This window comes from Robertmurraya sp. GLU-23 (genome assembly GCF_052983275.1).
The window spans coordinates 513,986-533,628 of the sequence record NZ_JBRKCV010000002.1 but is presented as its reverse complement, the minus strand read 5'-3'; the positions used below and the strand labels follow the sequence as shown (position 1 = coordinate 533,628).

The 19,643-nt window shown below is 38.3% G+C and carries 17 protein-coding genes; 3 read left to right on the top strand and 14 right to left on the bottom strand.

Features of this window, described 5'->3' with window-relative positions; all coding sequences use genetic code 11:
• The first annotated feature begins 140 nt into the window (after positions 1-140).
• Entirely contained in the window at positions 141-1,019 is an 879-nt protein-coding gene (locus ACVBAX_RS06890; RefSeq protein ID WP_430775319.1) for a MurR/RpiR family transcriptional regulator, read from the top strand.
• Positions 1,020-1,062: 43 nt separating this feature from the next.
• Here the strand turns inward: ACVBAX_RS06890 and ACVBAX_RS06885 are convergent, their stop codons facing one another.
• From ACVBAX_RS06885 to ACVBAX_RS06835, 11 genes are all read right to left on the bottom strand, one after another.
• Positions 1,063-2,556 carry a UxaA family hydrolase gene (locus tag ACVBAX_RS06885; protein WP_447116384.1) on the bottom strand — a complete coding sequence of 498 codons (1,494 nt, stop codon included), beginning with the start codon at positions 2,554-2,556 and terminating at the stop codon, positions 1,063-1,065.
• A gap of 12 nt (positions 2,557-2,568) precedes the next feature.
• Positions 2,569-4,035, bottom strand: a complete 1,467-nt coding sequence (locus ACVBAX_RS06880) for a tagaturonate reductase (protein WP_447116383.1) — start codon at positions 4,033-4,035, stop codon at positions 2,569-2,571.
• A gap of 59 nt (positions 4,036-4,094) precedes the next feature.
• Positions 4,095-5,093, bottom strand: a complete 999-nt coding sequence (locus ACVBAX_RS06875; RefSeq protein ID WP_447116382.1) for a LacI family DNA-binding transcriptional regulator — start codon at positions 5,091-5,093, stop codon at positions 4,095-4,097.
• Between the two features lie 22 nt (positions 5,094-5,115).
• A complete protein-coding gene (gene uxaC, locus ACVBAX_RS06870) occupies positions 5,116-6,540 on the bottom strand; it encodes a glucuronate isomerase (protein ID WP_447116381.1) in 1,425 nt (474 codons plus the stop codon).
• A 136-nt stretch (positions 6,541-6,676) separates the two neighbouring features.
• Positions 6,677-7,846, bottom strand: a complete 1,170-nt coding sequence (gene ilvA / locus ACVBAX_RS06865) for a threonine ammonia-lyase (protein ID WP_447116493.1) — start codon at positions 7,844-7,846, stop codon at positions 6,677-6,679.
• A gap of 640 nt (positions 7,847-8,486) precedes the next feature.
• Complete coding sequence (locus tag ACVBAX_RS06860; protein WP_447116380.1) at positions 8,487-9,989, bottom strand: malate:quinone oxidoreductase; 1,503 nt, start codon at positions 9,987-9,989, stop codon at positions 8,487-8,489.
• A gap of 359 nt (positions 9,990-10,348) precedes the next feature.
• The gene (locus ACVBAX_RS06855) at positions 10,349-11,512 is read right to left on the bottom strand and encodes an FAD-dependent oxidoreductase (protein WP_447116379.1); all 1,164 of its coding nucleotides are present in this window, start codon (positions 11,510-11,512) and stop codon (positions 10,349-10,351) included.
• A gap of 45 nt (positions 11,513-11,557) precedes the next feature.
• Positions 11,558-12,322, bottom strand: a complete 765-nt coding sequence (locus tag ACVBAX_RS06850; protein WP_447116378.1) for a cyclase family protein — start codon at positions 12,320-12,322, stop codon at positions 11,558-11,560.
• A 19-nt stretch (positions 12,323-12,341) separates the two neighbouring features.
• Positions 12,342-13,250 (bottom strand): fumarylacetoacetate hydrolase family protein, encoded by a 909-nt coding sequence (locus tag ACVBAX_RS06845; RefSeq protein WP_447116377.1) that lies wholly within the window; start codon positions 13,248-13,250, stop codon positions 12,342-12,344.
• A 15-nt stretch (positions 13,251-13,265) separates the two neighbouring features.
• Positions 13,266-14,372 carry an alpha/beta hydrolase family protein gene (locus ACVBAX_RS06840; protein WP_447116376.1) on the bottom strand — a complete coding sequence of 369 codons (1,107 nt, stop codon included), beginning with the start codon at positions 14,370-14,372 and terminating at the stop codon, positions 13,266-13,268.
• A gap of 27 nt (positions 14,373-14,399) precedes the next feature.
• Positions 14,400-15,347, bottom strand: a complete 948-nt coding sequence (locus ACVBAX_RS06835) for a VOC family protein (RefSeq protein WP_447116375.1) — start codon at positions 15,345-15,347, stop codon at positions 14,400-14,402.
• A 312-nt stretch (positions 15,348-15,659) separates the two neighbouring features.
• On the opposite strand from ACVBAX_RS06835, the gene ACVBAX_RS06830 reads away from it, so the two are divergent.
• Entirely contained in the window at positions 15,660-16,223 is a 564-nt protein-coding gene (locus ACVBAX_RS06830) for a CBO0543 family protein (RefSeq protein ID WP_447116374.1), read from the top strand.
• A gap of 38 nt (positions 16,224-16,261) precedes the next feature.
• Positions 16,262-16,600, top strand: coding sequence for a DUF3889 domain-containing protein (locus tag ACVBAX_RS06825; RefSeq protein ID WP_447116373.1), 339 nt, complete (start codon positions 16,262-16,264; stop codon positions 16,598-16,600).
• A gap of 74 nt (positions 16,601-16,674) precedes the next feature.
• Here ACVBAX_RS06825 and ACVBAX_RS06820 read toward each other — a convergent pair whose 3' ends face one another.
• The 3 genes from ACVBAX_RS06820 to ACVBAX_RS06810 all read right to left on the bottom strand — a co-directional run bounded on the left by ACVBAX_RS06820 (position 16,675) and on the right by ACVBAX_RS06810 (position 19,634).
• On the bottom strand, positions 16,675-17,232 hold the full coding sequence (locus ACVBAX_RS06820; RefSeq protein ID WP_447116372.1) for a hypothetical protein: 558 nt from the start codon (positions 17,230-17,232) through the stop codon (positions 16,675-16,677).
• Positions 17,229-17,864 carry an SCO family protein gene (locus ACVBAX_RS06815; protein WP_447116371.1) on the bottom strand — a complete coding sequence of 212 codons (636 nt, stop codon included), beginning with the start codon at positions 17,862-17,864 and terminating at the stop codon, positions 17,229-17,231. The genes ACVBAX_RS06820 and ACVBAX_RS06815 overlap by 4 nt, the downstream gene beginning before the upstream one ends.
• Before the next feature lie 75 nt (positions 17,865-17,939).
• Positions 17,940-19,634 carry a cbb3-type cytochrome c oxidase subunit I gene (locus ACVBAX_RS06810; protein WP_447116370.1) on the bottom strand — a complete coding sequence of 565 codons (1,695 nt, stop codon included), beginning with the start codon at positions 19,632-19,634 and terminating at the stop codon, positions 17,940-17,942.
• Positions 19,635-19,643: the final 9 nt, after the last annotated feature.

Genomic DNA, 19,643 nt, shown 5'->3' with positions numbered 1-19,643 from the left:
TAACTTATAGTGATATAGTATAGGAAGAATATTGATAGTGAAAGACTTTCCATGCAGATTAGAATGGCATTCTATTTTTATCTACCTTTTTTAATCAAATAATGAAATACCTTTTTAAAAAGGAGTAAAGTAATTACATTATGATCATCTCAAATAAGCTTGAATCAATGGACTCTTTATCAAAGTCCGAAGAAGTCCTGGCGACATATATATTAAAAGAAAAGGAAAATATCCAGCATTTGTCAACAAAGGATTTAGCTCAAGCTACCTTTACTTCCCCTTCCACTGTCGTTCGTTTGTCACAAAAATTAGGATTTAGCGGCTGGAATGAGTTAAAAGAGAAATATCTTGAGGAAATCCACTATTTAAACCAGCATTTTTCAAATATTGATCCAAATTTCCCTTTTGAACCAGAAGATAGCTTTATGAGCATCGCTTCAAAAATTGGTCATTTAGCAACCGAAACGATTGACGATACTTTGGCACTTTTAAAAAATGAGGAATTACGGAAAGCGACAGAGCTTCTAGCTAAAGCTGACATCATTAATATATATGGAATAAGCAATTCCCTGTTAGTGGCATATGACTTCAAGCACAAAATGCTTCGTATTAATCGTCATGTGGAATTAATGAATGTTCCTGAAGAGCAAATATTTGTAGCAAACAATTCTACCCCTAGAAACACAGCGATTTTAATCTCGTATTCTGGTGAATCGGACGAGGTTATTAAAATTGCAAAGGTATTGAAGGACAGAAAAACACCTATTATTTCATTAACGAGTCTTAGCGAAAACAGTCTAAAAAACTATTCAGATTGTACGTTATACATTTCTACCCGTGAAAAGCTGTATTCAAAAATTGGCTACTATTCAACCAATAACTCCATTCACTTGATTTTGGATATCCTTTATTCTTGTATTTTCAAAATGAACTATCACGAAAATCTAGAATACAAAACGAAAATTGCCAAGAATACAGAAGAAAGAGTGGTTAGCAGTATCGTTTTAGAAGAAAATTAAAAAGCCTGCTTTAGTGAACATCCATTAAAGCAGGCCCCTATATTTACAAAGTAACTCCACTTTTAAAAATGGAAATCTCCCTGAAATCATTCTTCTCGTTATTAACCCATTCCCCACTAGCCACTTCGATCATATAGCTAACAAAATCTTGTAGTACCTGTTCAGCTGCTAGGTCTTCCTCTAGAAGTATTCCTGCATTAAAGTCGATCCAGTGGGGTTTGGTTTCATAGATTTGAGAATTCGTAGATATTTTCATTGTTGGAACAAAGGTACCAAATGGAGTCCCTCTTCCAGTTGTAAATAAAACCATATGACAGCCTGCAGCAGCTAATGCTGTTGAAGCAATCAAATCATTTCCAGGTGCACTTAGAAGATTTAACCCATTAACTCTAAGTACCTCCCCATACTTCAATACATCAACAACTGTAGAGGTTCCTGCTTTCTGCGTACAACCAAGAGATTTATCCTCAAGTGTCGTGATGCCACCCGCCTTATTCCCTGGGGAAGGATTTTCATAAACCGGTTGATTATGGGCAAGAAAATATTCTTTAAAATCGTTGATTAAATGAACAACCTTATGAAAAACGTCTTCATTTACAGCTCGTTCCATTAATATTTTCTCTGCACCGAACATTTCTGGCACTTCGGTTAATACGGTTGTACCTCCTTGTGCGATAAGATAATCAGATAACCTTCCTAAAAGTGGGTTTGCGGTAATACCAGAGAATCCATCAGAACCTCCGCATTTTAAGCCAATTTTCAATTCTGATAGCGGTACATCAACTCTATGATCCTGTCTTGCAGCTTCATAGATTTCCATAACGAGCTTTAACCCTTCTTCAATTTCATCCGTCACAGCCTGTGAAACGAGAAATTTCACCCGATGTTCATTAATTTCTCCAAGTGATTTTTTAAATTTAGGAAGCTCATTATTTTCACAACCAAGCCCTAATACAAGGATTCCCCCTGCATTTGGATGATTAACTGCATTTAAAAGGATACGTTTAGTATTTTCGTGATCATCTCCAAGCTGTGAACATCCATAGCTATGCTTTAAAACTAGTACATGATCAAATGGATTTTCCGTACCAACTTGTTTTTCAAAACGCTTGATAATCTTTTCAGCAATTCCATTTACACATCCTACGGTCGGCACAATCCAAAGCTCATTACGAATCCCAACTGTTCCGTTCTCTCTTTTATACCCTTTAAAGGTACGGTTTTCGTTCCCATACGGATTTACCGTCTGATTCGGAACATACTCGTAGTCCTCTGTCCCTAATAAATTGGTTCGAGTATTATGGGTATGAACAAGTTCACCCTTGCAAATGGGTGACAGAGCATGACCGATTGGGTAACCATATTTAACGATATTCTCTTGTTCTTGGATATCTCTAAGAGCGATTTTATGTCCTCGATAAATCTCTTCTTTTACAGTAATTGATATCTCATCTACTAAAAGCTCTTCACCAGCTTTTATGTTTTGTAAAGCTAGTATGATATTGTCGTTCTCATGTATTTTCAACACTTTCTTCATTGATTCCCCTCCTCACTTACATACTTTTTCATTCAACACTCTTAACGTGTTCAGTACTCCGTTTTCTTCTATTTGCAAAAGGTGATTAGCTACCACCTGGGCAAGATTCGGAAATACAGCTAGATTCCTTCCCCATAATTGATCATTACACAACACTTCTTCTGTCAGTTGATGTAAGGTGACTATCTTCTCCTCATACCGTTTCCAGACCTCATAAAAAAATTGCAGTGTCTCTGACTGGTCGTGAAGGTCAATATTTTCCATTCCCCTTTTCCCTCGATAAAAGTAAATGAGCGTACTTAATGAAAACACCATCCTTTTTGGCAATTCATGTTGATGATTCATATAATCTAGTAATGTTGGAATATTTCTTGTATGAAACTTTGAAATGGAGTTTAAAGAAATACTCATCAGATAATGCTTAATATAGGGATTGGCAAATCGGCTGAGTACTTCCTCAGCATACAATGAAAGCTCTTTTTCCTCGCCTTCAAGAGTAGGGATAATTTCCTCGGTAATCATTTCTTTCAAAAATACACCAACCTCAGGATCATTGACAGCATCTTCAACCGTTTCGAGATGAGATAAATAAGCAACAGGTGTCATGGCCGTATGCGCACCGTTTAGTATTCTTACCTTTCTTGTGCGATATGGTGTCAAATCATCCACGACTATAGTATTCAAACCTGTATCCTTTACCGGCAGCTCATCATAAAGAGATTGCGGACCCTCAATGACCCAAAGATGATACTGCTCACCAACAACCATTAATTCATCAATAAACCCAAGTTCCTTTGTTTTCTCTTCAATGGTGTCACTTGGATATCCTGGTACAATTCGGTCAACAAGACTTGAGTAAAACGTATTTGCTTGGTGAATCCACTGAATAAACTCATCATTCAAATTCCAAAGCTTAGCATATTTCAAGACTAATTCTTTCAAAACCTTTCCATTATTTTCAATCAGTTCACAAGGGATAATGATGCATCCTCGGTTTACATCACCTGAAAACGCTTTGAAACGATAGTATAAAAACGACGTCAATTTCGCAGGAAGACTTTTCTGTGGTCGATCGTACAACCGATCTTCCGGCTGAAAAGCAACCCCAGCCTCGGTTGTGTTGCTCACAATAAATCGAAGCTCTTCGCTAGCTGCTAATTTGAGGTACTCATTATAATCAGTAAACAGATTAATCCCTCTACTGATGGAATCTATCACCTGAAATTCATTTACAGGACGTCCCTCTTTCATGCCCTGTAAATATAAAGTGTATACTCCATCCTGACGATTTAGTTTCTCAATTTTATCGAACCCTCTCGGTTGTATAACGACTGCACTTCCATTAAACTCACCCTTCTCGTTTAAAACTTGAATTTGCCAGTCTACGAATCCTCTTAGAAAATTTCCTTCACCAAATTGAAGAACTCTTTCTGGATATGATTTGGACTCAGGATAGCTGCTTCGATTTAACCTTTGCAATAAAACTCCCTCCTTTTATCAATGCACACGTTAACATTTTTTCTTAAAACTACCGGATGCTATAACAGCATCCTAACGGAGTCCCTAACAATTAGCTCTGTTTTCATAAAGGTTCTCTCAACTTCCTCCTCTTTTCTCCCAATAAGTGAAAGAAGTCTCTCAACACCAACCCTACTAATCTCTTCTACCGGCCGCTTCACTGTGGTCAACCGTGGCGTTGTATATTGAGAAAAACCACTATCATCAAAGCCTACAATGGATATGTTGTTCGGTACACTTAACCCTCGAGCAAAAACCGTATTCATAGCACCAATAGCCATATCGTCATTCGAACAAAACACAGCAGTGGGCGGAGATGTAAGGGAAAGCAATTGTTCCATCGCTTGAGATCCACTTTCCATATCATAATTCCCTGATATACTGTATTCCTTTTTAATCGGTATCCCAGCTTCCATTAACGCTTGAAGATAGCCTTCCTTCCGCATGTGTGAAGATTTAAAACTTGGTGTTCCCTCAATAATGGCAATGTCGTGATGGCCATTTGTGATTAAGTACTCCACAGCCATACGAGCTCCTTCTGTGTCATTACTTAACACATTGGGTATACTAGTCTCTTCTACTTCTCTGTTAAGAACCACTAAAGGAATTTTTTTTTGCAGCACATGATAGATAAAGGAATTGTCTGAAACACTCTGACTCATCAAAATAATGCCGTCAAATCTTTGTGAATTGATACTTGTATAGTCTTCGTAATCATCAATTCCTCGTATGAATAAATTGTACTCATTCGTTATCATACTGTTAACGCCCTTGATCGTATCAGCAAGAAAGCTAGACGACGTTCCGTTACTAATGCTTGTTAAAAACAGACCAATCGTATGTGATTTTTGCATGACTAAACTTTTCGCATTCACGTTGGGTGAGTAGTTGAGCTGGGAGGCAATTTCAAGTATCTTTCGTTTCGTTGGCTCTTTAATTAATGGACTATTATTCAATGCTCTCGAAACAGTTGTATGCGATACGTTCGCCAATCTAGCAATATCTTTAATCGTAATCATATTGACCTTCCTTTTTGTATCATTAAAAAGCTTTCACTTCTACCTCCTGAAAAGCAAAGTAAGCTTCTGCATTGTTGTAGCAGATTCCTTGCACAATTCCTCCTAATAATTCCATGTCACGGGGAATCTCTCCGTTTTCGACCCACTCACCAATTAAATTACAGACGAGTCTTCGGAAGTATTCATGCCTTGTATAGGATAGAAAACTTCTCGAATCTGTTAGCATCCCGATAAAACGACTAAATAACCCCATATTAGATAAAGCCTTCATTTGATCCAGCATACCATCCTTTGTATCATTGAACCACCACGCCGTCCCAAATTGAATTTTCCCAGGTATCTTTCCATCTTGAAAACTGTTTATGATACTTGCAATTACATGATTATCGCCAGGATTTAAAGAGTAAAGAATGGTTTTCGGTAGCTTATGATGACGATCTAATTCATCTAGGATTTTCACTAATGGCTTAGCAATTTGATCGTCGTTAATGGAATCATAACCTGTATCCGGTCCAAGCGAACCCATCATTCTCGTGTTATTATTACGGTTTGCATTGATATGAAACTGCATGGCCCAATCTAGGTCTGCATAAAGTTTCCCTAAAAACAGGAGCGTAAAGGTTTTGAATTTCTTTTCCTCTTCCAAAGAGATCTGACTTCCTGCTACTCTTTTGGCAAAAACCTGGGCGACCTCTTCAAAAGTAGCTTCCTCATATACCATAGAATCTAACGCATGGTCGGACACTCTACATCCCACTGTTTGAAACAACTGAACTCTAGACTCAAGTGCAGCTAGATAATCCTCATAGCTTTCAATATCAATACTAGAAACTTCAGAAAGCTTAGCCACCCAATCTAAAAAACCTTCTCGCTGAATTTCCAAGCCCTTGTCAGGACGGAATCCCGGAACGACACTCACAGGAAAATCCTTTTCTTCCTTTAACAAAACATGATATTCTAACGTATCGACTGGATCATCTGTCGTACAAATCACTCTTACCTTAGACTTAACGATTAACTCTCTAACACGATAATCTTCTTTGTTCAGCAATGTGTTTACTTTTTCCCATATAAAAGTTGCACTCTGCTCATTTAAAATGTCATAAATTCCGAAAAATCGTTGAAGCTCTAAATGAGTCCAATTATATAACGGATTCCCGATCGTCATGGGTACAGTTTTTGCCCACGCTAGAAATTTCTCATAGTCCGATTTATCACCGGTTATATACTCCTCAGCTATTCCATTGGCCCTCATTGCTCTCCACTTATAATGATCACCGTACAGCCAAGCTTCAGTAATATTTTTGAACTGCTTATTTTCATAGATTTCCTTTGGATTTAAGTGACAATGGTAGTCGATGATTGGCATCTCTTTGGCATAATCATGAAATAACGTAACAGCTGTATCATTTTTCAATAAAAAATTACTTCCCATAAACTTTTCCATAGGTTCACATCCTCTTTTTGTTAACGTTAACATTTTCTGGTGACCAATTCAATAACAAAATCAACACCATTGTTTACTTTCTTTAGAATCCAATAAAAAACCAACCAAATAATTGGCTGGTAACCTAAAAACATTCCTAAGATTCCATCGTTACTTGAATCTCTTTCTCTTTTAAAACACTAAACAGCTCTTTGATATGCTCATTATTTTTTGTTTCAACCGATAGATCGAGTTGTGCGTAGCCAGGATAGATATTCTTCCCCATATGATGGAGATGAACATCTTGAATATTGGCATCTAATTCCGTTATCGAGCTGACGACCCGTTGAAGCTCTCCAGGCTTATCCTTTAAAATGATAGATAGGTTCGCGTACCTTCCTGACTCAACAAGTCCACGTTCAATGATCCTAGATATAAAATGAACATTGACATTACCGCCACTTAAAACAGATGCCACCTTCTTATTTGTTATATTTATTTTTTTATACAATAATGCGGCAAGAGAACTAGCCCCTGACCCCTCAACAAGTAATTTATTTCTTTCTAAAAGCATGAGCATCGTCCGTGCAATTTCCATTTCATCTACACAGACAATATCGTCTACATATTTTTTCACAATTTCGAAATTGCTCTCTCCCGGTTTTTGTACAGCAATTCCATCTGCCATTGTTGGTGCAGATTTTACGGCAACGGGCTTCTGTTCCATTAATGATTGTTTCATACTAGGACATGCTATCGTTTGAACACCATATACAGCAATGTTTGGATTTTTTTCCTTCACAGCCATAGCGACACCAGCAATAAGCCCCCCACCGCCAACTGGACAAATAACCGCCTCTACTTCAGGAAGTTGATCAAGAATCTCTAATCCCACTGTTCCTTGACCTGTGATTATTGACTCATCATCAAAGGCGTGAATAAATGTCGCACCTCTTTTTTTGTTCAGCTCTAAAGCGTGAGCAAGGGCTTCATCAAACACATCTCCCTCTAATATTACCTCTGCTCCGTATTGCCTTGTTGCAAGAACTTTACTGAGCGGTGCCCCCTTTGGCATTACAATCGTACATCGAATCCCAAGCATTTGACTTGAATAGGCAACACCTTGAGCGTGGTTACCAGCAGAAGCTGCTACTACTCCTTTTTTTAATTCTTCTACAGATAAAGAGATTAGCTTATTGTAAGAGCCCCTCACCTTAAAGGATCCAGTCTTTTGAAGATTCTCTAACTTTAAGTACACTTCGTTTTGAGCAAGGTCACTAAACGTTTTGGAATAATCCAAAGGAGTTTCATGTACAACGCCTTTCATCTTCTCCCGGGCAATAATGATGTTATCTAGGTTCACTACAACTCCTCCTAGGTCCTATTATTTATTAGTAGGATGTGCATCATTATTGGAAATATGTAGTGACTACCAGCTCATTAAACTTCCTTCACATATTCTTATTAGAAAGTATTAGATTATATTATAATTAATTTATTTTTCACTAAAATTAGTCTATAATAAGGGTAGATCATCCAGATATTAAAAATAAGCATGTGCTTTGAACACACGCTTACCTTTAACAATGCATAATCGCAGAATGTGCGATTGGCGATCAAAATACGGTTCTTTACAAGGTAAAGCCCACCTGTTCCGGCCAAAGATACAGGGTGGGTTTTACTTTTTTATTTTATCAATTAAAAGTACGATTAGAGTTACCAATGCTAATACAAACATTGCTGAATCCAAATCCACGCTTGTCACCTCCCATAAGGAAGGCTCAACCGCCCCACCCTGCAACTATGCTATTGTCTTCTCTATTATACCATACCGAACATATGTTTTCTTTCTGTGTTGTAAAATTTTTGTAGGTCCATTTATTCAAATTAATAAAAGATATCTACCTTCCACTATTAAAAAAAGAACCCCCAATCAAGAATAGATTAGAGGTTCAGTATATTTTTTATTAACTAAAAACTGGTTCTTTCTCGGTTAGACCTAGAGTTTCTGCTGTTGAGTGATGAATTCTTCTTAATAGGTCTGGGTTTTCCATTAGTGACAGGCCATAAGAAGGGATCATTTCTTTAATTTTCGGTTCCCAGTCATTTATATGTTGTGGGAAGCACTTTTTGAGGATCTCTAGCATGACATGAACGGCCGTTGAGGCACCCGGAGAAGCTCCAAGTAATGCTGCAATGGAACCATCTTCTGCAGTAATCACTTCTGTACCAAATTGGAGTGTACCTTTGCCTCCATCTTCTGTGTCCTTTATCACTTGCACACGTTGGCCTGCTACTACTAAATCCCAATCTTCGCTCTTAGCATTCGGGATAAACTCACGTAACTCTTCCATACGTTGTTCCTTTGATAACATCACTTGTTGAATCAGGTACTTTGTCAAAGACATTTCTTTTGCCCCTGCAGCCAACATCGTTAAGAGATTATCCGGCTTTACAGAAGTTACTAAATCAAATACAGAACCTGTTTTTAAAAACTTAGGTGAGAAGCCAGCAAACGGACCAAATAATAGGGATTTTTTATTGTCAATAAATCTAGTATCTAAATGCGGTACAGACATTGGCGGAGCCCCAACCTTCGCTTTTCCATACACTTTTGCATGATGTTTCTCTACAACAGTTGGATTATTACAGACCATAAAAATTCCACTTACAGGAAAACCTCCAATATGTTTTCCTTCAGGAATGCCGGATTTCTGCAATAAATGGAGGCTTCCTCCTCCGCCTCCAATAAAGACGAATTTGGCTGTATGGTGTTCAATCGTGCCACTTTCGATATTCCGCACTTTCAATTGCCACAATCCATCGTTAGTACGTTTTATATCAAGCACACTATGGTTATGGTTTATTTGCACATCTTTGCTCTCTAAATGGGCAAACAGCAAGCGTGTTAACGCGCCAAAGTTGACATCCGTTCCAGAGTCGATTTTTGTAGCCGCTATAGGGTCATTGGTTGAGCGGGCTTGCATGATAAGAGGAATCCATTCCATTAGTTTTTTTGGATCCTCGGAAAACTCCATTCCTTGGAATAATGGATTATTTACCAGCGCATCAAATCGCTTCTTTAAAAACTCTATATTTTGTTCTCCTTGAACTAAACTCATATGAGGCAGTGGCATAATAAAATCCTGTGGATTATGTATCAGCCTGCTGTTTACAAGGTAGGACCAAAACTGCATAGAAATTTGAAACTGTTCATTAATTTTTATCGCTTTACTAATATCTATAGATCCATCCGGTTTTTCAACCGTATAGTTCAGCTCGCACAGTGCGGCATGTCCTGTACCCGCATTATTCCATTCATTCGAGCTTTCCTCTCCTGTTTTCGAGAGCTTTTCAAACACTGTAATTTTCCATTCTGGTACTAATTCTTTCAGAAGTGTTCCCAACGTAGCGCTCATGATTCCGGCACCAATTAAGAAAACGTCTGATGTAGTTTCTCTTTTTCTCATTTTTACCTTCCTTATCTATATCCTAAATTCGCAGAAAGGATGTGAGCGCTACTTATGAACACACCTATTCTGTCTAATTTCTAATCCTATTATAGTCTATTATAATGAATTATAGATTAAAATATCTAGTATTATCTGATAATTATAAATTATCCCAAGCAAAAAAATTGAGAATGCACTCCCCTAAAGCCTTTCATCCCGCAACAATTCAACTTGATTTAGCTTCTTTTAATATAGCTAATTCGCATACTTATACAGTAAAGAAATAGTTTACGTTTGAACATATCATTATTTTAGGATACTGGTAAAATCGACAACCACAAAAAAATAAGCCTTTGCACATAGCAAAGGCTTATTCGTTAACTAATTGGACGATTTACTTCTGTTAAGAATGGTTCATTCATCTTCATCAAGGTTTCGTTAACGAAGGCACCAATTCTTCCCCCGTCATTCATTTTTCCACTCCAGGTAAGTAATTCCCACTCCACCAATTGATTGGAATGATCAACAATTAATTTACATCTGTCATAACGTTTTTCCATAAAGACTCTTAAGGTCTCTTCAATATCTAAGTCATGCTTTAAAATATCTGCTAACACAATCACATCTTCAATCGCAATAGAAGCTCCCTGTCCAAGATGCGGAGCTGTCCCATGTGCGGCATCTCCAACAAGTACAACGTTTCCTTTATACCATGGCCCTTCAACAAAGTGACTAAAAATAGGACGGTAAACTACAAGTGATGGATCAACTATCATGTTTCTTGCTTCAGCTATAACCCCACCAAATTCATTAAGTCTTTCCTGAAGCAGTACATGTAATTGGTCGTTCGGAAATCTTGGATTATCGGGTTCATGAGTCGTGACTAGAAGATACATTTCATCATCAGACATGGGAACCAAACCTGCTTTAGCTTTTTGACCATAATAAAATAACCCTTTGTCTACTTCTTTAGGTCTAGGAAGTGTATATCTCCAAACTCCCTGACCACTGTATTGCTGAGTTATTTCTCCAAACAACAATTGCCGGACCTTCGAGTTACTTCCATCCGAACCTATTACCAGATCATAGGTTGCCGTTATTCCATTGCTCAATTCAACTGCAACACCTTCTGCCTGGTTGTCCAGATGACTAACCGTAGTTCCCATATAAATTTTTGTTCCAATTTCTTGAACAGCTTCAATCAACATATGATGTAATTTTTTTCTAGAAATCCCGTTAACTCCAGGATATCCCTCAATGGTTGGCGATGGTCCATAGAACATGAAGTGCCCTGAACCAGTATAGTAATCAAACCCAGAGTAAGACGTTCCTTGTTCCATGCAAGCTTCTGCTAATCCAATTTCATTCAGCGCCCTTAGAGCATTGGGCGGTTGAATAATTCCAACTCCGTATATATCCCACTCTAACTGTTTTTCAGCTATTTCAGCCTCAATACCAATTTTATGAAGCGCAATGGCAGCGGCTAACCCGCTTATTCCACCACCAACTATAAGTACTTTTTTTACATATTGATTTGTCATAGCTAAGGACCTCCTCAATATTTATTTAGTAACTTTTTTTCACCTTCATTTCGTTTCATCAATGATCGCTACCGCCCTAGTCCACCCAGCACTAGCTCCTTTAATTTTCACAGGGAAAACTGACACTTTAAAACCAAAGGATGGGAGCTGATCTAAATTTGCTAGTTTTTCAATTTGACAATATTCTTTTTCCTTACCTGCGAAATGGGCTGCCCATAACACCCCAGGGCGTGGGTTGTTCAGATAATCAGAAGCCTGAATGGATAAAGGAGTGTCCCAACCCCATCCGTCTGTCCCCATTACTTTTATGCCTTGTTCAATCAACCAAAGTGTGGCCTCAGCCGTTACCCCAACATGAATTTCGCTGTAGGAAGGTTCATATCTTTTTTTATCTGCATCACAACGAATCATTACAATATCATAAGCCTTTAACTGATAGTCTATTTCCTTAAGCTTTTCTTGTAAATCTGCAACCGTTACTGCATATCCAGCTGGTTTATCTGTGAAGTTAAGGACCACTCCATCATTAAAAAACCATTCAAGTGGCATTTCATCAATGGTACGGGCCGGTTTCCCTTCTGAAGTGGGCCAGTAATGCCAAGGGGCATCCACATGAGTACCAGCATGACTTGTTAGAGAAAGGAACTCCCCAGCCAATCCCATTCTCTCAGGAAAATCCTCTGGAGTAACACCCACTAGTTTGGCACCGAACTCTGCTCCTTCCTCATGTGTTTCGTATCGAATGGAAAAAGGAAGAGGATCCTTTAAATCCTCTTCAATTGATACACTCAGGTCCACTATTCTCCTCATAAGCTCCCCCTTACCATATTCAAATGATTTTATTTGTAAGAGAACCAAGGCCAGTAATTGCGAGTTCTACCTCATCGCCAGGTTCTAACCAGCGATGGACCTCTGTACCTAGCTCCAACAGGCATCCAAACCCAACTGTGCCTGAACCAATAATATCTCCAGGGTAAAGAGTCACATCCTCGGAAGCTCGCTCAATCATATCGCCAAAGCTATAATAAATATCTTTAAAATTTCCTTTAGAAAGAACTTCCCCATTCACCTTTGCCGTCATCTCTAAATCAAAACGTTGCCCCACTCGGTATGGTTCAAGTTCGTCTGTTGTTACAATGTAGGGACCAATGGATGTGGCAAAGTCCTTCCCTTTTGCAGGTCCTAATAACACTTTCATTTCTTTCATTTGAATATCTCTTGCAGACCAGTCATTTAAAATGGTATAGCCAAAAATATAATCTTCCGCCTCGCTCGCTTTTATATTTTTCCCTTCTTTACCAATCACACAAGCAAGCTCAAGTTCATAGTCGAGACGGACACATTTTGAAGGTCGTTTCACTTCTTCCTTTGGACCCTTCATTGCATTTGGATTAGAAAAGTAGAAGATCGGCATTTCATACCATTCCGTTGCCACCGTATTACCCGAACGCTTGGTTGCATTCTTCACATGTGTTTCAAAGGCAACAAAGTCTCGAAAACTAGTTGGATTTGGAAGTGGTGCTTTTAGCTGTATATTTTTCAGATTAATAGAAGGGAGATCTTTTGTCTCTAGTAATGATTGAACAACCGGCATATATTTGGAATGATTTTTAAGGAAATCCGCCATGGTTTCTGGAAGTTCACCATTAGAGGCAAGATGAAGATCAATCACAGAGTCATTCATCATAATGCCTGCCCTTTGTTGTTGTTCTGTATTGGTAAATGTGACAAATTTCATTCCTTTCCCTCCTAACTATTTTGCTAGTTGCTCCTTCAGCCAGTCATACATTTCGTACGTTTCTGTAACATTGTCCACCTGACAATGGGATGAGCCTGTACTACTTGCTGGAATGATTTTTAACCAGCGAGGGCATGTTAGATCATTAAATACATTATGAGCATTATCAACGGTATTTTGTCGATCATCCTCCCCGTGCACGATATATGTTGGCATCTGAATTTTCTCGGCTACTCCCCTTAGGTTGTAGTGTTGCAGCTTTGCTCTTGCGGCAGGCATATCTTCTACGCCAAATATGTGTTGTAGAATTTTCGCTAATGGGTGATGATCTGGTCGTTTTTCCCAGACATCATTATAGTCATACACCGCTCCCCAAATCGCGCATGCTTTAAATCTCGGTTCAAACGCTGCACATCTCGCGGCCATGTAACCTCCCATAGAGACCGCCATAATGCCAATTCGATTGGGGTCTACATCCAGGTTTTCCACGGCCCATTCATATGCTGCGGTTCCTGCAAGATTATAGTCATGTCGAGAATGAATATGGTGAAGACGAAGTGCTCCTCCTTGCCCAGGTCCATCTACTGCTAACAGGGAAATTCCTCTTTCATTCAAAAATTGAGCTGGTCCATAATAGAGCTCTTCAGCGGTTGAATCCAGCCCCCCGAACATAATCATTAATGGGCCTTTTTTCTGTCCAGGTGCTTCGAAAAAATATCCTGGAAGTACAGCATGTTCAAATGGAATATTAATCGCTTTTGGGGGATTTGGTAATAACTCCCCTCCTTTTCGGAATGAATCGACGGCTTTTAAATAGGTTGGAAGTTTTCTATTATCATCCGGCTGCAGAAAAAATTCAGAACAACGATAATAGTTTGCTGCACGCAAATAACCTGATCGAGCTGTTTCCTTATATCCTTTATCCATGGCGTCATTTGCTGTTGTTAATGACTTATTTCCCAGTCTCAACCATTCTTGATGGAAGCTTTCAAAATCTCCTACCTTCATTCGGCTAGCGGCTTCAAGTATTTCATTTACCTCTCCGCCACCAAAATAGGATTGGCTAATCATTCTTACCACTTGGTAAGACCACATATAATTATCAGGAAAAAAGTGCCACATTATTAAATCATCCCCTTACTTTAGCTATTACTTAATAATTTTCCCCGTTGCATCCCACGGCATTTCTCTTCCCCAAGCATCGTTTGGGTTCTCTGAAAGACTCCATCTATATGGACCAAAATCAGGCGCAAACACGAGATGTGCTCCTGCATATAATTCAAATCTGTTACCACCCGGCTCATCAACATAAAAGAAAAAACCTTCTGCAAGTGCATGTCGAGTTGGTCCACCCATCGCTAGTTTGTATCCGCTTTCAATAATATGATCTGCAGCTAATAATACCTCTTCTCTACTTTCTACCGCATAACAAACATGATTAAATCCACCTGGTTCTCCCGTATGAGATTTCAAGAATGCTATATCATGAGAAAGATTAGTAACAGAAAGCCATGCACCAATCTCTGGACTTGCAGGTTCATTTGCATCCAAGAAAATCCCTTCATTATAACGAAATCCAAGATTTTGATAAAATTCACGATCCTTTGTAACATCATTGCTATGCAAAGTGATATGATCGATACGACGTGGTGAAATTCCTCGACCGGGATTCTTTTGTGGGCGATTTTTCCACTTACTTTTTAATACCGTAGGTACTTCGTATATCTCCACATCCCAAAAAATCTCTTCTAAATGTCCATCTGGAGAAGTGAATTGGTAGGCTCGACCATGACCAAGATCTCCCTCAATCCACCCTTTTCCAAGTCCCATCTTCTCAATATGAGCCGCCGCTTCCTCAAGAGCGGCAGGACTATCAGCACGCCATCCGATATGTCCTAATCCAGGTTCTTCACCTGCTGTAATTTTTAAACTGTGGTGATAATGTTCTCCCCATGCCCGGAAATACACGGAGGATTCCGTCCGGTCAGATACCTCTAGACCAATAATATTTTTAAAGAAATCAGCTGACTCCTCTAGTTTCGGACTAATTAATTCAACATGAGCCAAATGTGAAAAATAATGTGGATTTTTGTACATAACTTCCCCTCCAAAAAAAGTAATAGTTTTTTCAATCCACTAAGTAGTGGGTTATTTATCCTTATTATAGAGGGGTTCATTTTTGAAAACGTTTACTTTTTTATCTTAATTTATATGATTTTTTGTCTTTTTCAAAAAATTCATATAAATAACTTTTTATACTATCACAATAGTTAGAGGTCAAGGATCATAATCAATTTAATGAGTTCGTCATAATAGGAAAGAATTAAATGGTCACGTAAATACCCCCTACATAATTTACTACAGAATGAAAAATAATATATTATTACTTCTTTCGGGAGATGTTAAGAAATGGAATTTAAGAATGGGCTCGTTCAATCAGAAAAAGCTTATAACGAGTTGACTGAGATCAGTTCTTTATTTGTAAAAATAGTATCGGAAGAATTTGTCACTACTTGGCAATGGTGGCTTGGTATCACCCTATTTATTATTCCATGGATTGCTTGGTTTGCTTTCAGGAAGAAAGATAGTACTGGCCGCCTGCTTTTAGGTGGTTTGATGACGATCATATTGTCACTAACAATTGATCTTGCTGCTTTATCTTTAGGCCTCTGGTCATATCCGATGGTCATCGTCCCATTAGCACCTTTTTTATTCTTACCCTACCACTTCTCTTTAGCGCCTGTTGGGGTTATGTTTGCACTACAAATAAAACCAAAAATGAATCCACTATTAAAGGGAGTTCTTTTCTCATCCCTTGCTGCTTTTGGAGGAATGAATTTCTTTGATGCAATTGATTTTTATAACCCTAAAAGTTGGTCGACTTTGTATGATTTTATTATTTTTATCACACTTTACTTTACGGCTTTTTGGCTTACAAAGATGGATAGCTATAATAAATTAGAAAATGAATGAAAATTTCAACATCTTGCATAACAAAGGAGGTTTTGGTCATGAAATTTATACTATCCGTTCATTTGCTATTTGGCTTATTCTGGTTTGGAGAATATCCACTCCTTGAAACTAATGATGTGACATTTGCAGAACAACAAGCTCCTCCTTATGCCAAATGGGGTCAGATAGCTATGAAGAAAACAAAAGAAAAATACCCCGAAGCTAATATTATTGATTATCTTCACATCGGCAGAGAAAAAGGTACAAAATACTCAACAGAAAAATTTAAACTTTGGTTAAAAACAGACAGTAAAGAATTCGGAGTGTTTGTTGATATCACTTTCGATAATAAAACCGAACAAATTAAAAATATTAAATATAGGGAAACAACTAGGTAATTTTACTATTTGAACGTATGTAACAGTAACTAAGCCCAACAAATCATTGTTGGGCATTTTAGTATTTTTGCGGTTTACTCATAGTCAGAAGGGTCAATCATAAACACATAAATTAGATAGAATAACAGGCAAAGAGCAGTGGTTATAAATCCCCATCCGAGGGTGAGTTGGTCAATTAATAGATAGTTGTTACACAATTGACTTGGCCACAAAATATAGAGGGCTCCCATCCCAAAGTATTTAATCATAAAAATGACTATTACCACATTCCTTCCAAAGGAGCTAATTTTGTTCCAGCTGTCTCTTAGTGGAATTCCTGCTAGAAATGGCAAACTAATAAATTTGAACACTTCAACACTTTGTACGGTTAGTGCTTCGTCCATCGTTCGAGGGATCGTCCAATAGATAATTATGATCAAAAATAAGGTGATTCCAGGGATGCCATTGCTATTCCATTTTTCAAAGAAAAGCGGAAATCTTTGTTGAAAGAGTTTACCCATTAAGAAGCCAGCTATAACAAGGAAAGGCATTTGCATGTGCATATGTGTAATCATTATGGATTCTACTAAGTTAGCTACCGGAGGAATCATGAGAAAACTATATAACAACAAGCCATATATGAAGGATGTCATTTCTTATTCTCCTTTTCACCTTCAATCAAGGTGGCAATTTGATCAGCAGCTTCCTCAATTTTTGTATAATCCATTACCTCACTTAATTTCCCTGTTTTATCTACTAAATAGAAGGCGGAATTATGTGTAAAGTTTCCGTTTCCGTCTGGTATAACAATGACACCAAATCGCTTCAGCAACAAATCTAATTCGTTCATATTCACGATTCTTGCCATTCTCCACGTGTCGCCATCACTACCAAAAGCCTTTCGATATGTTTCCAATCTATCTGGGTCATCTCTAGTGGGATCAAAACTAATACTCAGAAATAAGATGTCTTTTCCTATATATTGAGGAAGTCTCTCATAGAGTTCAGCCATATTTTTTTCTAACTGAGGACAAACAGTTCCACAGGAGGTATACAGAAAGGTAATTAATACATATTTATTTTCGAATTCGGAAAGGGAATACGTTCGCCCTTTGCTGTCTTCTAATGTTACTTGTGGAAAGAGAGGCTTTTCCTCCTTTAGCTTATTTAATCTGGCAGTTTCTGCAGTAAATGCTTTAAATCCATCTGTTCCGACGTAAAACAAAACCAATCCAAATAAAATTACCACGATATATGAAATAGTAGTATGTCGGTTTTTTAGCACGGAGATCACATCCATATCCTAAGCTGAGCTTAAATAGATAGCTCACACCTTCGAGCTATCTATTTATCAAAATTGTTACCATGTTTTAAATGGTGGAGATCCTGGTGGTGCATTAACGATCATATCTGTTAACGGCAATACATAGGCCATAGCAACAACGATTAGCATGATAATCACCCAAACACCCCAGCGCTCGGTTAAATATGGTGTTGGAGATTCTCCTGCTTCAACCTCGGCTATAGGGAACTCTGTTTCCCCTTTTGGAGCAAAGAACATCATATTAAATATGGCGTATACTTGAATGATGACAGCAATCAATAAAAACGTTGCCCCAATTCCAATCATCATCATATACGGGTCCCAAGCTTGGGCTGCAGCATGTTCACCATATGTGGTATATGATGTTCTTCGTGGAGATCCTAACAACCCAACAATATGCATAGATGTAGCCATGATAACCATTCCAATCGTCCAAATAATGGTTTGTACCACTCCAATTCTATTCATTTGTGGAGTCAAAACACGTTTTGAAACGAAAGGAACTAACCAATAGCTAATACCGAAAAATGTCATCACTACTGTCATTCCAAGAGTTAAATGAAAGTGACCTACGATCCACATCGTATTATGAACAACTTGATTTAATTGGTTCGTGCTTTGAACGATCCCTCCTGCTCCAGCAGGGGCGAACGCTGCCATGGCAATGAAAGGAGAAAGAAAGCGCACATCGCCCCAAGGCAGTTTCTTCAACCAACCTAATGCTCCCTTTCCGCCTATTCTTCTACCGGTCCGTTCGAAAACTCTAAACATCGCATACGCTGTCATTAAAGAAGGAAAACCAATAGCCAAACTCATAAATACGTGCATGAATTTAATCGGGAGCGAAATGCCTGGGTCTATAATTTGATGGTGAAATCCACCGGTGATATTCATAATAACCAAGGCAATTACTACTACTCGTGTTAAATAATCATTAAATCGGGTACCTCCGATAATCTTTGGAACAATGACATACCATGCAGAAACGGCTGTTAAATACCAAATATTTACCGCCGTATGGCCAAAAGCCCAGAACAGTGTACGTGCCACCATTACATTAATCGTATCCACCCATCCTAGTGACCATGGAATTATCATAAAAAGTACTTCGACCGCAACAAACGCCGTTGCACCAACTAATAAAACAAATACACCTGTAGCAAAGAAAGCAAGAATAGGAAGATGCTGTCCTTTATGAGACTTTCTCCAGTGGGAAACATTCACAAAAGCCCCTGCTGCTAGCATCCATACCCCAAGTACAATAAAAACGAGTCCAAAATAAAACATGGGGTGAGCGGCCATAGGTGGATAGAATGTATACATAACAGACGCTTCATTCATTAAAATAGGAATAACCACTAAGACAAAACCAAACATTTTCATCCAAAAACCAATCCAAGCCATTTTTCTCACTTTAGGAAGTAGTCCTCCTAATGTATGTGATAATCCTGCATAGAAATAGCCGATTGTAAAAAAGGCCGAAAGCACCACTACCAGTAGTAGACCATGTGCTGTTAGGATTTGATAATAATTTAGCCATACAGGTAGTTCCAACACACCTGCACGGTTCAGTCCTTGTAATAAACCGAGGAATCCGCCAAGTAGTAATGCGATAAAAGCAACCAACAGATATGATTTCGTGATTCTTGCATCCTCTAAATGAACTCCAAGCACTTGATTAGCTTTATTAAAAACCGCCACTTTTTCCTTTGATGGTATTACTGTTTCCAATGTACGTCC